Annotated in this window: 12 protein-coding genes and 1 pseudogene; 9 read left to right on the top strand and 4 right to left on the bottom strand. The window is 35.9% G+C overall.

Annotation, left to right across the window (positions count from 1 at the left end; translation table 11 throughout):
• Positions 1 to 11 precede the first annotated feature (11 nt).
• From SD1D_RS10340 to yfbR, 4 genes are all read left to right on the top strand, one after another.
• Entirely contained in the window at positions 12 to 1,760 is a 1,749-nt protein-coding gene (locus SD1D_RS10340) for an ABC transporter ATP-binding protein (protein WP_058258845.1), read from the top strand.
• Between the two features lie 300 nt (positions 1,761 to 2,060).
• Positions 2,061 to 4,040, top strand: coding sequence for an excinuclease ABC subunit UvrB (uvrB, locus tag SD1D_RS10335; RefSeq protein WP_058258844.1), 1,980 nt, complete (start codon positions 2,061 to 2,063; stop codon positions 4,038 to 4,040).
• Between the two features lie 56 nt (positions 4,041 to 4,096).
• Positions 4,097 to 6,931, top strand: a complete 2,835-nt coding sequence (uvrA, locus tag SD1D_RS10330; protein ID WP_058258843.1) for an excinuclease ABC subunit UvrA — start codon at positions 4,097 to 4,099, stop codon at positions 6,929 to 6,931.
• A 103-nt stretch (positions 6,932 to 7,034) separates the two neighbouring features.
• Positions 7,035 to 7,616: a 5'-deoxynucleotidase gene (yfbR, locus tag SD1D_RS10325; protein WP_058258842.1), complete on the top strand. Its 582-nt coding sequence runs from the start codon at positions 7,035 to 7,037 to the stop codon at positions 7,614 to 7,616.
• A gap of 16 nt (positions 7,617 to 7,632) precedes the next feature.
• On the opposite strand, the gene SD1D_RS10320 is transcribed toward yfbR, so the two are convergent.
• The 4 genes from SD1D_RS10320 to SD1D_RS12585 form a co-directional block, all read right to left on the bottom strand.
• Positions 7,633 to 9,636, bottom strand: coding sequence for an AlwI family type II restriction endonuclease (locus SD1D_RS10320; protein WP_058258841.1), 2,004 nt, complete (start codon positions 9,634 to 9,636; stop codon positions 7,633 to 7,635).
• A 10-nt stretch (positions 9,637 to 9,646) separates the two neighbouring features.
• Positions 9,647 to 11,779, bottom strand: coding sequence for a Dam family site-specific DNA-(adenine-N6)-methyltransferase (locus tag SD1D_RS10315; protein WP_242955220.1), 2,133 nt, complete (start codon positions 11,777 to 11,779; stop codon positions 9,647 to 9,649).
• Positions 11,780 to 12,070: 291 nt separating this feature from the next.
• Positions 12,071 to 13,603: a glutamine-hydrolyzing GMP synthase gene (guaA, locus tag SD1D_RS10310; protein ID WP_058258839.1), complete on the bottom strand. Its 1,533-nt coding sequence runs from the start codon at positions 13,601 to 13,603 to the stop codon at positions 12,071 to 12,073.
• 346 nt (positions 13,604 to 13,949) lie between these two features.
• A complete protein-coding gene (locus tag SD1D_RS12585; RefSeq protein WP_273232924.1) occupies positions 13,950 to 14,084 on the bottom strand; it encodes a hypothetical protein in 135 nt (44 codons plus the stop codon).
• Between the two features lie 75 nt (positions 14,085 to 14,159).
• Between SD1D_RS12585 and SD1D_RS10300 the strand changes: the two are divergent.
• The 5 genes and pseudogenes from SD1D_RS10300 to SD1D_RS10280 form a co-directional block, all read left to right on the top strand.
• Positions 14,160 to 14,483: pseudogene (locus SD1D_RS10300) on the top strand (hypothetical protein); the annotation flags it as partial.
• A gap of 191 nt (positions 14,484 to 14,674) precedes the next feature.
• On the top strand, positions 14,675 to 15,346 hold the full coding sequence (locus SD1D_RS10295; protein WP_058258836.1) for a response regulator transcription factor: 672 nt from the start codon (positions 14,675 to 14,677) through the stop codon (positions 15,344 to 15,346).
• A gap of 1 nt (position 15,347) precedes the next feature.
• A complete protein-coding gene (locus SD1D_RS10290) occupies positions 15,348 to 16,328 on the top strand; it encodes a sensor histidine kinase (protein ID WP_058258835.1) in 981 nt (326 codons plus the stop codon).
• Between the two features lie 303 nt (positions 16,329 to 16,631).
• Positions 16,632 to 17,399 (top strand): ABC transporter ATP-binding protein, encoded by a 768-nt coding sequence (locus SD1D_RS10285; RefSeq protein WP_058258834.1) that lies wholly within the window; start codon positions 16,632 to 16,634, stop codon positions 17,397 to 17,399.
• The gene (locus SD1D_RS10280; RefSeq protein ID WP_058258833.1) at positions 17,392 to 19,410 is read left to right on the top strand and encodes an FtsX-like permease family protein; all 2,019 of its coding nucleotides are present in this window, start codon (positions 17,392 to 17,394) and stop codon (positions 19,408 to 19,410) included. The genes SD1D_RS10285 and SD1D_RS10280 overlap by 8 nt, the downstream gene beginning before the upstream one ends.
• Positions 19,411 to 19,439 lie beyond the last annotated feature (29 nt).

Below are 19,439 nucleotides of genomic sequence, written 5' to 3'. Positions count from 1 at the left end.
GAGGCAGACAGGTGGTTTCAAATAATGACAGTAATTCAATATTGCAGCGGCTATTTTCCTATGCAAGGCCTTATCGTATATATCTGATTGGTTCACTTATCAGTGCAATGATAAGTGTTGTATTTTCACTTTTAATTCCGGTCTTTCTTGGAAAAGCTGTTGATTATATCCTTGGAGCCGGTAATGTAGATTTTAGTGGATTATTAAATACAATTATATATCTGGCCCTTTTTATAGCTTTCAGTACAGTATTTCAATGGCTTATGAGTTATTGTACCAACAAGATAACATTTTTAACTATAAAAGATCTTAGAAGCCGAGTATTTAACAAATTAAGTTCGGTTCCTTTAGAGAAAATTGACCGAGTTCCCCATGGAGATATTATAAATACCATGGTAAATGATATAGATACGATTTCAGATGGACTTTTACAGGGATTTACCCAATTATTCTCAGGTATTATGACTATTATCGGTACCATTGGTTTTATGCTAAGTATAAGCTTAGGAATAGGAATGGCAGTGGTGCTCCTTACGCCTTTATCTTTGTTTGTGGCTTCTTTTATAGCCAGAAGAACCTATCGTAAATTCACCGAGCAAACAGCTATTAAGGGAGAAATGGGGGGCTTAATTGAAGAACTTTTGGGAAATCAAAAGTTGATTAAGGCATTTTCCTATGAAGATAGGTCAATAGAGAGATTTAAAGAGATAAACGGAAGGCTTCATGAATGTGGAGTTTTGGCACAATTTTATTCTTCCCTTACTAATCCTTGTACCCGTTTTGTTAATGGTATCGTATATGCTGCCGTAGGCATTCTTGGTGCCTTTTCGGCTATTTCCGGTGGGATAACGGTTGGACAACTATCAAGCTTTCTTTCATATGCCAATCAATACACTAAACCCTTTAACGAAATCTCAGGTGTTATTACAGAATTACAGTCGGCCTTAGCTTCTGCCAAAAGGGTTTTTGCCCTAATAGATTTAGAGCCGGAAACATCTGATGAAAATCTCTTATCCCATATAGAAGTTGACGGAAAAGTTCAGCTTAAGGATGTGGCTTTTTCCTATCAGAAGGATAGAAAACTTATAGAAGGTCTTAATCTGGATGTAAAACCGGGCAGTAAGATTGCCATTGTAGGTCCCACAGGTTCTGGCAAAACCACTGTTATTAATTTGCTTATGCGATTTTATGATGTAGATAAGGGAAAAATTGAAGTTAGCGGTGTAGATATTAAAAAGATGCAGAGAAAAACCCTGCGGAGCATGTATGGGATGGTGCTACAGGAAACTTGGCTTTTTGAGGGAACTGTCAGGGAGAATATTGCTTACGGCAAGGAAAATGCCACAGAGGAAGAAATAATTAAAGCGGCCAAGGCTGCTTATGCCCACAACTTTATTAAGCGTCTGCCAAATGGCTATGATACGGTGCTTACCCAAGACGGAGCCAATCTGTCCCAGGGACAAAGACAGCTTCTTAGTATAGCACGGGTAATGCTGATTAAGCCTCCTATGTTAATCTTAGACGAGGCAACCAGTAATATTGATACCAGAACTGAAATCCATATTCAAAAGGCCTTTGCTAAGCTGATGAAAGGTCGTACCAGTTTTATTGTGGCCCATAGACTCTCTACCATAAAAGAATCTGATTTAATCCTGGTCATGGATCAAGGTAGAATTGTTGAGCAGGGAAGCCATGAGGAACTTTTAAGTAAAGAGGGTTTCTATCATAATCTATATTACAGTCAGTTTCATACCTCATAGGTTGATGTCAGTAGGTATATTTACTTATAACAGACCTTCATAATAAGGAAAGCTGCCTTTTATGAAGGTCATTTTAGATGGTGATAGATATCTAAGATATGTGGAAATAAATATGGGTTTTACTATTATCTGTGGATAAATTACCTTTGAATATACAAAGCTTATATAGTATAGACAAGTTAAAAACAGAACAAACATTCGAAAAATGTATTGATTTTACTATTTCACTGTGTTATAATTACAGACACTTAAAAAGAGAACGTATTTTTTATATAGACCTCAGAAAGGCAGGTGTCATTTATGAAATTTAAGCTGGTTTCTGATTTTGCCCCTACAGGGGATCAACCGGAAGCCATTAGTACCTTAGTAGAAGGATTTAAAAGCGGTAACCAATGTCAGACTTTACTGGGTGTAACAGGTTCTGGTAAGACCTTTACAATGGCTAATATCATAGAGCAGATCCAGAAGCCTACCTTAATTATAGCCCATAATAAGACACTTGCAGCTCAGCTGTACGGGGAGTTTAAGGAGTTTTTCCCTGAGAATGCAGTTGAGTATTTTGTCAGTTACTATGATTATTATCAGCCGGAAGCATATGTTCCTTCTACTGATACCTATATTGAGAAGGATTCCGCTATCAATGACGAGATTGATAAATTGCGACATTCGGCAACCGCTGCCTTGACTGAGAGAAATGATGTCATTGTAGTATCTAGTGTGTCCTGTATCTATGGACTTGGTAGCCCCATTGATTATCAGAATATGGTTTTGTCTTTGCGTCCCGGTATGATGAAGGATAGGGATGATGTACTTAGAAGATTGATAGATATTCAATATACAAGGAATGACATGGACTTTAAAAGAGGTACTTTTAGGGTTCGAGGAGATGTTGTGGAGATTTTCCCTGCCTCTTCTGCAGATATGGCTTTTCGTGTTGAATTTTTTGGAGATGAAGTGGATAGGATTTTGGAGATAGATGTACTTACAGGTGAGATAAAAAATAGCTTGGAGCATATGGTTGTTTTTCCTGCCTCCCACTATGTGGTAGCACCTGAACAACTGGAGATAGCCATACAGAATATTGAGGGGGAGTTAGAGGAAAGAGTAGCTTATTTCAAAAGGGAAGGTAAGCTTTTAGAAGCCCAAAGAATTTCCGAAAGAACCAATTTTGATATTGAAATGTTAAGGGAGACAGGCTTTTGCTCCGGAGTAGAGAATTATTCCAGACATTTAACCGGACTTGAGGCGGGCAAGCCTCCCCATACCCTGATAGATTATTTTCCGGAGGATTTTCTAATTATTATAGACGAGTCCCATATGACTATTCCCCAGATTAGGGGAATGTATGCCGGGGACAGATCCAGGAAGCAGACCCTGGTGGATTATGGTTTTAGGTTGCCTTCCGCTTTAGATAATAGGCCTCTTAATTTTGAGGAATTTGAAAGTAAGATTAGTCAGATACTATTCGTATCGGCTACTCCTGCAGAATATGAGAAGCAGCATGAATTACTAAGGGCAGAACAGGTTATACGTCCTACGGGGCTATTAGATCCGGAGGTTTCCCTGCGTCCGGTGGAAGGTCAGATTGACGATTTACTTGGTGAGATACGGAAGGAAATAGACAAGAAAAACAAAGTGTTGATAACAACCTTGACCAAAAGGATGGCTGAGGATTTAACTAATTATCTTCGTGAAGTAGGCATTCGGGTTAAATACCTGCATTCAGATATTGATACCTTAGAACGTTCTGAGATTATAAGGGATATGAGGATGGATTTATTTGATGTGCTTGTGGGTATAAATCTGCTTCGTGAAGGTCTTGATATTCCTGAGGTGGGATTGGTGGCTATCTTAGATGCAGATAAGGAAGGATTCTTACGTTCTGAAACCTCCCTAATACAGACTATCGGTAGGGCGGCCCGTAATGCAGAAGGGCGAGTTATTATGTATGCAGATAAAGAAACGGATTCTATTCGTAAGGCCATAAGTGAAACCAACCGCCGCAGAAAGATTCAACATGAATATAATATAAGACATGGAATTACACCGACTACCATAAAGAAGAAGGTACGTGACTTAATCAGCATATCTAAGAAGGTAGAACATAATGTTAAAGATATGGAGAAAGATTTAGAATCCATGTCAAAACAGGAACTTAACAAATTGGTTAAAGATATTACTAAACAGATGCATACAGCTGCAGCAGAACTTAACTTTGAGCTGGCAGCAGAGCTTCGTGACAAGATGATAGAAGTTAAGAAGCATTTAATGGAGTTATAAAATACAATCTTAAATTTAAAGTTACAGCTTAAAGATAAGATAGAACAGGTGAAATTATGTCGGAAAAAAAGAATTATATTAGAATTAGAGGAGCTAAGGAGAATAATCTTAAGAATATTGATATAGAGATACCAAGAGATCAGTTTGTAGTATTAACCGGTCTATCAGGTTCCGGAAAATCCTCCTTAGCTTTTGATACCATTTATGCTGAGGGACAGAGACGTTATATGGAGTCTCTTTCCTCCTATGCAAGGCAGTTTTTAGGACAGATGGAGAAACCTAATGTTGAAAGTATAGAGGGACTACCTCCTGCTATTTCCATAGACCAAAAGTCCACTAACCGCAATCCCAGATCTACTGTAGGTACCGTGACTGAGATTTATGATTATTTTAGATTGTTATATGCAAGAGTCGGTATACCCCATTGTCCCAAGTGTGGCATAGAAATTAAAAAGCAAACCGTAGACCAGATGGTGGATGAGATTATGGCCCTGCCTAAGGGAAGCAGAATTCAACTACTGGCACCGGTTGTTCGGGGACGGAAAGGTGCCCATGTAAAACTTTTTGAACAGGCAAAAAGAAGCGGCTATGTAAGGGTTAGGGTAGACGGTAATGTCTATGAACTAAGTGAAGAGATAAATCTTAATAAAAATATTAAACATAATATAGAAATTATTGTAGATCGTCTTATCATTAAAGAAGGTATTGAACAGAGACTGTCAGATTCTATAGAAAGTGTTCTAAAGCTGGCGGAAGGTCTTTTAATAGTTGATCTTATAGGAGGAGAACCTATAACATTCAGTCAAAATTTTTCCTGTCCCGATTGTGGAATTAGTATTGAAGAACTAGAACCAAGGGTCTTTTCATTTAATAATCCTTTTGGTGCCTGTCCTGAGTGCCATGGTATCGGTATTAGAATGGAATTTGACGAAGAACTTCTTGTGGCCAACAAGGATTTAAGTCTTATAGGAGGTGCTATAGCTGCACCGGGCTGGCAATCTATTAAGGATAAAGGCAGTTATACCAGATGTATTATGGAGGCTTTGGCCCAGGAATATAAGTTTGATCTAAACACCCCTTATAAGGATTTGCCTGACCATATTAAAGATATGTTTATTCATGGAACCGACGGCAAATCTGTTAAGGTCCATTATCGCAGTCAGAGGGGAGAGGGAGTATATGATGTTACCTTTGAGGGACTGCTTAAGAATGTGGAAAGACGTTACAGGGAGACAAGCTCTGAGATCGTAAGACAGGAATATGAGACCTTTATGAGAACCACCCCTTGCAGAGAGTGTAAGGGTAAACGTCTAAGAAAAGAAGCCTTGGCCGTAACCGTGGGAGGAAAAAATATTGCTGAGATTACTGAGCTTCCTATCCGTGACCTGTCAGACTTTATGGAAAATATAGAACTGACCGATATGCAGCTAAAGATAGGAGCCTTGATACTGAAGGAAATCAGGGCAAGATTAAAATTCTTAATAAGCGTCGGTTTGGATTATCTAACCCTTGCTAGATCCACCGGATCCTTATCAGGAGGTGAAGCTCAAAGAATTCGTTTGGCCACTCAGATTGGATCAGGTCTAGTAGGAGTAGCCTATATCCTAGATGAGCCAAGTATTGGCCTTCATCAAAGAGATAATGATAAATTAATTAATGCCTTGAAGAATTTGAAGGATTTGGGTAATACCCTTATAGTAGTTGAGCATGATGAAGATACCATGTATGCCGCAGACCATATTGTAGATATAGGTCCCGGAGCAGGGGAACATGGGGGACAGGTAGTTGCCCAAGGTAAGGTAGAGGATATTATAAAGGTAGAGGAATCTATTACAGGGGCTTACTTAAGCGGAAAAATAAAGATTCCGCTTCCCAAAGAAAGACGTAAGCCTACAGGATATCTAACCATAGTAGGAGCTGCAGAGAATAACCTTAAAAATGTAGATGTGGATATTCCCCTAGGTGTAATGACTTGTGTAACAGGTGTATCCGGATCGGGAAAAAGTTCTCTTATAAATGAAATACTTTATAAAAGGCTTGCTAAGGAATTAAATCGAGCCTATACCATAGCCGGAAAGCATAATGACATTCTGGGAATTAATCAGCTAGATAAGGTTATTAATATTGATCAATCTCCCATAGGAAGAACGCCAAGATCAAATCCTGCAACTTATACTGGTGTATTTGATCATATAAGGGAGTTGTTTGCCGCTACTCAAGATGCCAAGATTCGTGGATACAAAAAAGGTAGATTTAGCTTTAATATTAAGGGGGGCCGCTGTGAAGCCTGCAGCGGAGATGGAATTATAAAGATTGAGATGAACTTCCTTCCTGATATCTATGTTCCCTGTGAGGTTTGTAATGGAAAGAGATATAATCGTGAAACCCTTGAGGTTAAATATAAGGGTAAGAGTATCTATGATGTGCTAAATATGACTGTGGAAGAGGCCTTAAGGTTCTTTGAAAATGTGCCATCGGTTAAAAGAAAAATAGAGACCTTAAATGATGTGGGCTTATCTTATATTAGGCTGGGGCATCCATCCACATCTCTTTCCGGCGGTGAAGCCCAAAGAATTAAGCTGGCAACAGAATTAAGCAGGCGAAGTACAGGAAAGACTATATATATTCTTGATGAACCCACCACCGGCCTGCATTTTGCCGATGTCCATAAATTAATAGATATACTAAAGAGATTTACAGAGACAGGAAATACCGTAGTTGTTATAGAGCATAATCTAGATGTTATAAAAACAGCGGATTATATTATAGACATGGGACCGGAAGGGGGAGACAAGGGAGGTACGGTTGTAGCATACGGAACCCCTGAAGAGATAGCCAAAAATGAAAAATCCCACACAGGTCGTTATCTGAAAAAGTATTTGCAAGATTAATGGGATATGTTAATAGACAGACAGATGGGACAAGATTACTTGTCCCATCAGATGTCCTTATATATGCTTAACCTTATTAATATACTTTGGAGGTACATATCATATGAATTCTAATTTTTTTGCTATGATATCTAGAATGAAATTTATAGAGCGCTGGTCCTTAATGCGCAATTCAAGACCTGAAAATCTAAGTGAGCATTCTCTGGAAGTTAGTATGTTAGCCCATGTTCTTGCCCTTATAAGCAATGAACGATTAGGCAATAAATTGAATGCAGAAAAGGCAGCCTTAATTGGAATATACCATGATGCCACCGAGATTATAACCGGAGATATGCCTACACCCATTAAGTACTTTAATGAGAATATACAGGGGGCCTTTAAGGAAGTAGAAAAAGCCGCTGCAGAAAATCTCTACTTAATGTTGCCTGATTATCTGAAGGAAAGCTATAAGGATATATTTTATCCTGCCAAGGAAGATGAATACTTGTGGAAGCTTGTAAAGGCTGCGGATAAGCTTTCTGCCCTAATAAAATGTATTGAGGAAGAAAAGGCGGGCAACTCTGAGTTTGTTCTTGCTAAGAACTCCATTCTTAGTCTTATTAAGGAGATGAATTTAAATGAAGTAGATATCTTTATGGAGGAGTTCTTACCTGCATATAGTAAGTCTTTGGATGAACTAAATTAAAGTAAGATATATTGTCTTAGGAATCCTTAGACTTTGCATAATATAAATTTGTTGCACCAGCAATATTATCTTCATACCATTTAGCTGCCGGTCCCTCAGTTTTATAAGCTTGTTCAAATAACCGGTATATATCCTTATATTTTACATCGCATTGTATTAAGGTTTTTAATTCAGAGGTTTGAATAGGTATTATTTTCATTCCTGGGATATATTCAGTACCGGAAGAATTATAGTATTCCATAAATCTACGGCCTCTAAAATCGGAAATAACATTTGTATTTAAGTATGTTGTTACAAATAAGCAATAGGCTTCTAAATTCGGATTATTTAAAATATATTCACCCAGATGTCTTGATACGGGCTCCATCTCCATTCTTCTTTGATTACCGGAGTCTGCCAGTGTAGCCTCTATTAAAAGTGTATGTTCAGGATACCACTGGGTTTTTTTATACTTCCAGACGATATCTGCTTGGCCTCCCCCTGCATGGGTCTTGGGTAATAAATCCGCTTCTAGTGAAAGCTTCATATAGTCTAAAACGTCACCTTCTCTATTACTGATAATATACCAGGCAATACCAAGAACATATTCAAATATGGTCGGAATATCAGCATTATCTGTTACAAGTCTTCTAATCTCATCATCATTTCTCTCTTCGAAATGGGTAAATAAAAGAAGCAAGGTACCCTTATTAAATTTCTCGTCAATTAATTTATTAAACCTTATATATCTGTCATCTTTTATAGCTTCTTTTACTGAGGTAACATCAGTTATTTTTCTGCCAAGAAGCTGGCTGAGCTTTTGATAGAGCAAATCAATATCAATAGCTAAATGTGGATTAATTTCTTCTAAGGATACATTTTCTGTTAGGAGATTTGTTTCTTCAAAAGCAAAGTCAATAAGTTTATCGGAAACAATATCTATGTAGCATTTAGGCAGTACATCAAGTTTACAGATATTATCCTCAAAAAGAACAATATCTGTAAGTTTAAAATACCGTCTATTTAAATCAAAATAGTCCGATAAAGTTGCCTTTGCCTTAAACAAATGCATAAGCTTAAAAAATTCTTCATTGAATTCCTTTTCATCCCTAGATTGTAAGATCTTAACGGGGTTTAATACCCCTTTACCTTCCCTTACAATTACACTTCTGGCTAGACTGCTAAAGAAATATTTTCTCCAAGCACTGCCCACTTTATTGTTAGAAAGTTTTGTGGTAGCTTTATAGAATTCTAAAGTGGATTCTTCATTACCAAATACAATATCTTTTAGGCATGTATAGATCTTATAGTATGGTTTGTCATACTTAGCGCTTTTTCTGTTTATTCCGATTTTACAAATTAACTCCTCGGAAATCTCCTGGGTTTGCAGCAGTTCTAAGGCGTTTTTGTAATTATCCATATCCATAAGAACGGATATAATAATATCCTCATAATTAATTTTCTTATTTCTAGATGAGATTATTTTTTCAACTATTTTTTCTGTGGTTTCTTTGTCAACGCATAAAGGAAGTAAATAAGTAAACTCATCAAAGGTCAGATATTTTGTTTTGCTTATGACATATAGAAAAACTACAAAAGGCCTAACTTTTTTCCCGTCTACATCGTTGCAGGTTTTTAGCATTTGTTTAAAATAAAGATAACTGTCTTTGGGGATTTCCAATTCATTATCAGGATCAAAATTATTTGATTCAGATATAGAAAGAAGCTCAAGGCCTGCATTGGTGAGATTGCGTCCTTCATCAAGCAGGCCGATATCTTTTAAGCCGGAAGTCTTTTCTCTGGCATCCTTATCAGGTCTGGGAGCATCACCCTTAACAAAATTCTTTTCCTTTAAAAAGGCATAATATTCTGCTTGGAATTTATTATTTCCGCTCCAGCTTTTGTCCCTATTGGCAGGCAGTCTTCTAAACTCCTTCATCAGAGCCAGCTGTCTTTCTATATTCATATTAAAATTGTCTGTTCGATAGCTTGTTGTGCCTATGGACCAGCAGTAACTTTTAAAACGAATGTCATTTACCATAAAGCTCTCCTTAATAATTAATAATTAAAACTTCTTTGGTGATGCTATCACGCTGTTTTGTGTGGTAATTGGAATTGGAGTAATTATAATTAAGTGGTATAACTTTGAACTTATCATTTTTAGCTACCCAGTCATACAATATATGATTCTTCTTTCCCTTACTCTCCAAAACATTAGATAGTGCAAAACGAATTCCCCTTTTATCAAGTTCTTCTAGGTAGGCCAATAGGTCATATTCGTCTTTTTCTGTCCATCCATCCTGCTCATTATAAGTGGCACAAGTAATAAGATATGGAGGGTCAACATAGAAAAAGCTCTTATCAGAATATCCATCCAATGGAATATTTCTAAAGTCGGTATTAATAAATTCATAATCTCCGCTTTTAATTCTATTTAAAAAAGCTTCAAGTTTCTCTTGCATTTTAGAATTAAAATCTCTTTTACCTACGGGGAGATTAAATTCTCCCTTTTTATTAAAACGTAATTGATTATTAAATGAATACACTATAAGAAGGTAGAGCATAAGATAGTACTCATCATCTTTTTTCATCCTACTGTTAAAATCGTCCCTTAACTTATTATAGCCTTTTTTATTATATGAACTTAATCCCGATGAACTGTCACAATTATAGTGCTTATATCCGTATTTACTTACAAGAGATAAGTTGTATTTTTCAATGTTTGTAAAGACAAAATCGAATATTTTTTCCTTGGTCAATTTTTTAAAGGTGTTTAATAATCCAATAAGATGTTCATTTGAATCATTAAATAGTACCTTATTACAAGCTAAGTTTATACCTACATTGCAGCCTCCGCAAAATAAATCTACTACCTTATCTACATCTTTGGGAAAATGGGGGAGTAGTTGGGGCAGCAATTTGAATTTACCTCCGGTATAATTAAGGGCTGATGGAATAATCTCTTTACCGGAGTCATAGCATTCGCATAAAAATAGTCTCTCTTGGTTTTCTTTTATATCTGATTTTCCTGTTGAGAAGGCTTTATATTTCTTAGAAAAAATTTTTACCTTTCCTTTCTTTTGTAAAATACGCATTATATCTTCATCACTTATTTTGGCGTTGGAACGTTCATTGCCCTTTTCAGCCATATTATTATAGGAGAGAAGTATATATCTTGCCCGTACAGATTCTATTAATTCCTCGAAAACTTCTGTAGCCTTTTGTGTACAATAGTCGCTCTTTAGTGAGCTTCTATCCATTTTTCTTGCCACACCGTATACTTCCGGCTTTTCCCAACGGGCGACATTTTCTAATAAATGATAAGCGTCACAGTATTGTCTGGAATTGTAAGGAGGGTCTATGTATACCAAATCGGCTTCTATTTCATTAATCAGTTGATTTGAATCCGTATTATAACAAATATTATTTTTATTTAAATTAGCTTTAGGCTTTGGTACCGCTAATTCCAGGTGTCTTTCAAATCTTGCCCCTTGTCTATAGGCGTCATAATGGCCACAGGTATTAGCAATCTTATCCATGGCATATAAAAGTGATGTTATAAGTAGGGCTCTTTCTCTGGAATTAATTTCACCCTGAATATATTTTCTTTCAATATCTTCTCTGATATATCCGATCTTTCTGCAATCTTCCAAAGAAAAATATGTATTGGCAAAATTAATACTCATATAATTGTCTTCTGTTACAGTTATACTATTGTATTCATTAATTATATTAATTACTTTTTCTTCGGAGTAGGGCCGGCTGTCAAACCATGCAAGATGACAGATATAATTACTATACATATTATCATTGGTTATTATTTTTTTATCAGTAAATGCAGAGGCCACAGAACCGGTACCGGCAAAAATATCAGCTACAGTATTTATATTGGTACATTCTTTTTTAACCACCTTGGTAATAAAGGGGAGGAGTTTGTATTTATTACCAAGGTACCTTCTGTTATTAATGGTAATAGTTTTATAATCAGGTTTCTTCTTACTGGCTTTCGATTCAGATTGATTTTTTTTAATATACTCAAACAGCTTATTATATACTTCCTCTGTCCATATAACTTTACCCTCATCATTAATATCAAAATCTATTACTTGTTTTTCTTTTAAGTAGTATAAATATGATCTGGAAATGTTCAATTTTTTCGCCATTTCAGTTGCCGTATAAGTCATATTAATCCTCTCCATCAATGCAACATTTTTCAAGTTCTATTAGACACATTTATTAATAATTATAGCATATTAAGCTTTTATTACAACTAAAACATCTGTTAATTTAATAATAAAATGGATGCTAAATTTACTTTTATGTCAAGTAAATTTAGCATCCATTTTTAGAACGTAGTTTCGAATGTTTTCTTGTTAAAGGTTGCAAGGTGGCAAAGCCACCAGCGTTCAAGTCTTTGCCTTATTCCCATTCTATTGTCGCAAGGTGGCAAAGCCACCAGCGTTAAAGTCTTTGTCTTACTCCCATTCTATTGTCGCTGGTGGCTTGCCGGTGATGTCGTAGCAGACACGATTTACGTGATCTACTTCGTTAATTATACGCTTTGATACAAGGCCTAGGACTTCCCAGGGGAGTTCCACATATTCGGCAGTCATAAAATCTATAGTTTTTACGGCCCTTAGGGCAACGGTGTAGTCATAGGTTCTTTCATCATTTGTTACTCCCACACTTCTTATATTAGTAAGAACGGCAAAGTATTGACTGATGTGTTTGTCAAGGCCTGCCTTTGCTATTTCTTCGCGGTAGATATAGTCTGCTTCTTGGAGTATCTTGACTTTTTGGGGAGTAATATCTCCTATAATACGTACCGCAAGACCGGGGCCGGGGAAAGGTTGGCGAAATACCAGTTTTTCAGGTATACCCAGTTCTAGACCGGCTTTTCTGACTTCGTCTTTAAATAAATCTCTTAAGGGTTCAATAATTTCTTTAAAGTCAACATAGTCGGGAAGTCCCCCTACGTTATGATGGCTTTTTATTACCCCTGATTGTCCGACGCCGCTTTCTATAATATCGGGGTAAATGGTTCCTTGGACCAGATAGTCTACTTTACCTATTTTCTTGGCTTCTTCTTCAAATACCCTAATAAATTCTTCACCGATTATTTTTCTCTTTCTTTCAGGATCAGTAACACCGGCAAGTTTTTCATAGAAACGTTCCTGAGCATTAACCCTAATTAAATTTATGTCAAATTGATTTGTAAATATTTCTTCTACTTCATCTGCTTCGTTTTTTCTTAAGAGACCGTGGTCAACAAATATACAGGTCAGCTGTTTTCCCACAGCCTTATTTATCATAACTGCCGCAACAGATGAATCGACCCCTCCGGATAAAGCGCACAGAACTTTTTTGTCACCTATTTTTTCTTTTAACTGTCTAATAGAGTTTTCTACAAAGGATGACATATTCCAAGTACCATTACATTTACATATATCATATAGGAAGTTTTTTAATATCCTTATGCCTTCCGGTGTTTGATCTGCCTCGGGATGGAATAAAAGTCCATATAAGTTTCTCTTTCTATCTTCAATAGCTGCAACAGGACAGGATTCTGAGCTTGCAATTACCTTAAAGTCATTAGCTGTAGTTTCAATGTTCATCTGACTGATTAGGCATGATGTTTGGTTGCTTACATTCTGGAATAGTTTAGAAGAGGAATCTATGTTTATCTTCATGGTTCCGTATTTACGATTGGGGGCTGGGGAAACCTTACCACCAAGAGAATAAGTCATAAGCTGGCATCCATAATTAATGCCAAGTACAGGAATTCCTAAAGTATAAATCTTAGAGTCATAATTTGGAGCATCTTGTTTGTTTACATCGATTTCTCCGCCTATGGTTATAATTCCTTTTGGACTCAACTGAAGTATCTTTTCAATACTTGTGTTGTAGGGCAATACTTCGCAATAAACATTACACTCCCGGATACGTCTGGCAATAAGCTGGTTATTATGTCCGCCAAAGTCGAGAATAATTACTAATTCTTTATCCACGGTTCAACCTCCTAATTTGTAGCATAACAATATAAATAAGCGGTAAGAATTACATTATTTATATAGATTTATAATTGCTAAAAAATATGATTAATAATACATCATTTTAAAATAAATCGCAAGTATACTATTTATTAACTAAAAAAAATAATAAAGAAAAATATTATTATTTATATTAAAAATTATTTACAAAGTCACTGTATAGGGTTAATATTATATTAATAGATTACAATATATTGTGTTTGTTTGCTTGTATTATATTAATTATGCTTTTTATTACCATTAAACAGGCCCTAGCTTTTTGCAATCTGACAAAAAGATAGGGCTTGTATATTTTATATAATATTTATTTGGAAGCCTGGGCTTTTAATAATGGATAAGCTGAACGCATTTGTTCTAATGCCTCTTGTAGCAGTAATCTTGAGGTGGCTATATTGACCCGGATGTAACCTATGCCTGCCTTGCCAAAATTAGAACCCATATACACCTCAACTTTTGCCTTATTTATAAACCAATCCAGTAAGGTGCTTTCGCTTACCCCTTTGAGAACAATCAAAGCGAGCGGGCAGTTTATCTACCTGAAGGTCCTTGGATTGACTTGCAGAATCCGGAAAAATCCTATGAAGGCGGTAAATGGATTAATATAACTGCCGGTGAGTTAATGGGTATCGCCCTAGTTAGGGAAGGAGCAGTGCTTCCTATGGTAGATACCGCTTTAACTACCAGTAAGATTGACTGGAACACCTTAAAATATCATTGGTTTACAGCTGATAGTCAGACATGTACCGGTACAGGATTAGATTACATCAAAAAAGAAGTATTTGAGCTAAATGCTGATCTTTTAAAAACACTTGAAACAGTAAAGCATGAGGCAAATTAAATTATAGAATGATTTATGGGGCACCATTTCCTATGGTTTGTTACTAGTTAACAATACTATGGGAAAGGGTGCCTTATTTTTTTCTAAGTTGATATTTGACTCTATGGACAATAACTAATAAAATATTCTTATTAAATAGAAGTTACACATAGAAATTTGTAATATAAAAATTAAGTAATGAGGGAAAAAGAATGCATAAAATTCTAATTGTAGAGGACGATACAACCATAGCCAATATTATAAAAGAACAATTGGTTTCTTGGGGAATGATAGCTCACTGTGTAACTGACTTTCAGAATGTACTTTCGGATTTTACAGAGTTTTCTCCCCATCTAATTCTTATGGATATATCACTGCCGTTTTTTAACGGCTACCACTGGTGCAGTGAAATTAGAAAGCTGTCTCAGGTACCGATTATTTTTATTTCCTCAGCAGCGGATAATATGAATATAGTTATGGCCATCAATATGGGAGGGGATGATTTTATTGCTAAACCCTTTGATATGACGGTTTTGGTGGCAAAGGTACAGGCTCTTCTTCGAAGAACCTATGATTTTACCTGTGGTAGTGATATATTGGAGCATAAAGGAGTGATTCTAAATCTAGGGGACACTTCCCTTACCTACCAAGGAATTAAGCTGGACTTAACCAAGAATGAACATAGGATTTTGCAGGTATTACTGGAGCAAAAGGGGAAAGTGGTAAGAAGAGACACCCTAATGTATCGCATCTGGGAGACAGATGATTTTATAGATGAAAATACATTAACCGTAAATATTACAAGACTGAGAAAGAAACTAGCAAGTGTAGGGATTGAGGAGTTTATTATAACGAAAAAAGGATTAGGTTATATGGTGGAATAATATGAGATTATTAATGGCTTATTTGAAATCCATAAGAAAATTTTTATTTATGCTTTTTATATGCATACTAATCTTTGCAGCAGTATTTTCCCTATATGACCTGCCTGTGGAGGCAGTGGTTTATGGGGCTTTACTGTCTTTTGTTATAATGCTGATATGTGGAATTTCTGACTATATCAAATTTATAAAAAAACATAAAAATTTATCAGAACTAGAAGCAGATATTGCAATATCAATAGAGAGGTTAGGGACTGCTAAGAATCAGATTGAGCAAGACTATATAGATTTAATTAAAGCCTTATTTAAGGATAAACAAGAATACATAGCAAAAAGTGATAGAAAAAGATCTGATATGTTGGACTATTATACCTTATGGGTTCATCAGATAAAGACCCCCATTGCTGCTATGAGGCTAATCCTTCAAAATAATGAGACTGAAGAGTACCATGAGTTACAGGCTCAGTTATTTAAAATTGAACAGTATGTGGAGATGGTTATGGCCTATCTAAGGGTAGGTAGTGACAGTACGGATTTTCTACTTAAAGAATATGAATTAGAAGATATGGTAAAGCAAACGGTTAGAAAATATGCACCGATGTTTATCCGTAAAAAAATCAGTGTAAAGTTAGGACAATTAAAATATAAGGTTTTAACCGATGAGAAATGGCTTTGTTTTGCAATAGAGCAGATACTGTCTAATGCCATTAAGTATACAAATAAAGGATATATCTTGATTGATACAGAAAATGAAACAACACTGGTAATTAGTGATACGGGAATTGGTATTTCCCCAGAGGATTTACCTCGCATATGTGAAAAAGGATTTACAGGTTATAATGGAAGAACCGACAAAAGGGCTTCAGGTATTGGACTGTATCTTACAAAACAGATATTGACAAAACTAGGCCATAGAATATCATTTGAATCCCAGATAGGAAAAGGGACTAAGGTTCGTATTGATATGGATAGCAGCAAGTATTAAATAGAAAGCCTACATTTAAAACCAGATGTAGGCTATTATTATTTAAGATTTCAAATTATAATTAATGTTTGTAGTTTGGTTAAGCCAACAGACTTGTTGGGTTTAAGCCAACAGACTTGTTGGGTTTAAGCCAACAGACTTGTTGGGTTTAAGCCAACGAACTTGTTGGGTTTAAGCCAACGGATTAGTTGGGTTTAAGCTTACAAAAATGTAAGGATAGGTTTAATTTTGTAAGATAAATCGATGGAAATGAGGCTCTTATTACCGCTAAAATATGGGTAAGAATTTAAGGAGGTTATAATAATGTCATTGTTAGAAGTAAAAAATCTTAAAAAGATATATACAACAAGATTTGGCGGTAATCATGTACAGGCACTTACCGATGTAAGCTTTTTAGTAGAGGCCGGTGAATATGTATCCATTATGGGTGAATCAGGCTCGGGTAAAACAACCCTTTTAAATATTTTGGCGGCACTAGATAAACCCACCAGTGGTAATGTTCTTTTATCAGGTAAGGATATGAGCAAAATTAAGGAGAAGGATCTTGCAGCATTTCGTAGGGATAATCTAGGTTTTGTGTTTCAGGACTTTAATCTGCTTGATACCTTTTCAATTAAAGATAATATTTTTCTGCCTTTGGTACTGGCAGGGAAGGATTACAGGGAAATGGAGCAGCGGATAAAACCACTGGCAGAAAAGCTGGGGATTACTGATATTCTAAAGAAATATCCCTATGAGGTATCCGGAGGTCAAAAGCAAAGAGCGGCAGTTTGTCGGGCCCTTATTACACACCCTCAGATAATACTGGCAGATGAACCTACCGGAGCACTGGATTCAAAGTCCACTAACCAGCTACTTCATCTCTTTAATAAAATAAATGAAGAGGGTCAGACCATCCTTATGGTAACCCATTCCGTAAAGGCTGCCAGCCATGCTAAGCGTGTGCTATTTATCAAGGACGGGATGGTATACCATCAGATATACCGAGGTAATTCCAGCTATGAGGAGATGTATCAAAAAATATCTGATACTTTAACCCTGCTTACTACCGGAGGTGACAAAAATGCGTAAAGGTCTGTTTCCCTTCTTAGCCTTGCAGAATATCCGTAAAAACAGTAAGTTTTATCTGCCCTATATTTTAACTATTATAGGTACGGTGGCAGCTTTTTATATTATGTCAGCCATTGCCTCGGATAAGGGAGTTAAAAAACTTAGAGGTGCAGAGTATGTGTCTCCCTTTATGTTCACAGGCTTAGTTATCGCAGGGATATTTGCTGTGATCTTCCTTTTATATACCAATAGTTTTCTTATTAAACGGCGCCATAAGGAATTAGCCTTATACAATATATTGGGTATGGAAAAAAGGCATATTGCAGGGATACTATGCTTTGAATCTATGTATGTGGCTCTAGTTGGTATTATCGGCGGATTATTATGTGGTATCTTATTTCATAAACTGGCAACCCTTGCTTTGCTTAAGTTACTTCGTTTTGAGGTACCCTTTGGTTTTGTTATATCTGCTTTTGCTATAAAAATAACAACTGTATTATTTGCTTCAATTATTGGTCTTACCTTACTTTTTAACCTGAGACGGATTCGCATAGCTAATCCTATTGAACTGCTTAATAGTTCCAATGCAGGGGAAAGGGAGCCGAAAAGTAAATGGATTTTAGCTTTGATTGGAGTCATAACTCTTGGGGGCGGATATTATATAGCCATAACTACAAAGTCAGCAATTAAAGCGATTTTAGTTTATTTTATAGCTGTATTTCTTGTAATAATAGGTACCTACTGTCTGTTTACGGCTATTAGCATTGTGGTATTAAAACAGCTAAGAAGAAATAAAAAGTTATATTATAAAACCAAAAATTTTATAGGTATTTCTGGAATGCTATACCGAATGAAGCAAAATGCAGTAGGTCTTTCAAATATCTGTATACTTTCTACCATGGTATTGGTTATGGTATCGGGGACCCTTTCCCTTTACCTAGGGACGGAAGATGTATTGGACACATATTATCCCGGACATATTGTATCAAAACTTATAATAAATAGCGAAACAGAATTTGCTTTTCAAAAAGATTTAACGGTAGATAATATAAAAGAAATAATCAGAAAAAACCAAGGGAATATAACTAGATTTGAAGATTACACCTATCTGGCATTTACAGTGGGAAGAGGCCAAGGTTATTATCATACGAATATTGAACGAAGTTATAAGGGTGATTATCTACAGCTGTGTTTTATTACGGAGGAAGATTACTATAAGTTTACCGGAAAAAAGGTGGATTTAAAAGACAATGAAATCTTATTTTATGGTAACACTTTGGATAATAAAGAAAGTATTCGTATAGAGGTGGGGGATTATTCTCTTAACTTTAACATAGTAAAACATCTTAAAGGTTTTCCGACAATTGATAATTTAACAGGATATTTAGTTGAAACCAACTACTTAGTGGTAAAGGATGAAGAGGTACTTCAAACTATATATAAGGCACAGAAGTCTGTTTATAATGATGATGCCAGTTCTTTAAAATGGATAGCAATAATTGATATTGATCAGAATGAAGATATACAAATTAAATGTGCAAATGAGATTAGTAATCTAAAAGCAGAAGACGGTCTAGGGGATTTTAAACACTTTCTGGTAGATACAAGAGCACAAAACTCAGCTGACGTTTATGCTATGAACGGTGGTTTTTTATTTCTTGGCTTGTTTTTAGGCTTTCTTTTTATCATGGCTACGGTTCTGATTATATACTACAAGCAAATTTCAGAAGGCTATGAAGATAAAGGACGCTTTGAAATTATGCAAAAGGTTGGTCTTCCTAAGAAGGAAATTAAACGTTCCATTAGTACACAGATTTTGATAGTGTTTTTTGCACCTCTAGTAGTTGCTGCAGTCCATGTGGCCTTTGATTTTCAATTAATGCTGAAACTTTTGACCTTATTTGGCCTTACGAATACAAGGATTACCATGCTTTGTACCCTTGGAACTTTATTAGGTTTTGGGATAATCTATGGTATTGTTTATGGATTAACTGCCCGTACCTATTATAAAATTGTAAGTGGCAAACATTAATACAAAGAGGGAGAGTAAGAATTATAGGC

Origin of the sequence: Herbinix luporum (assembly GCF_900070325.1) — a bacterium.
Taxonomy (GTDB): Bacteria; Bacillota; Clostridia; order Lachnospirales; family Lachnospiraceae; genus Mobilitalea; species Mobilitalea luporum.
Note: the sequence above shows the minus strand (reverse complement) of the source record. Positions and strands in the feature narration are given on the sequence as shown.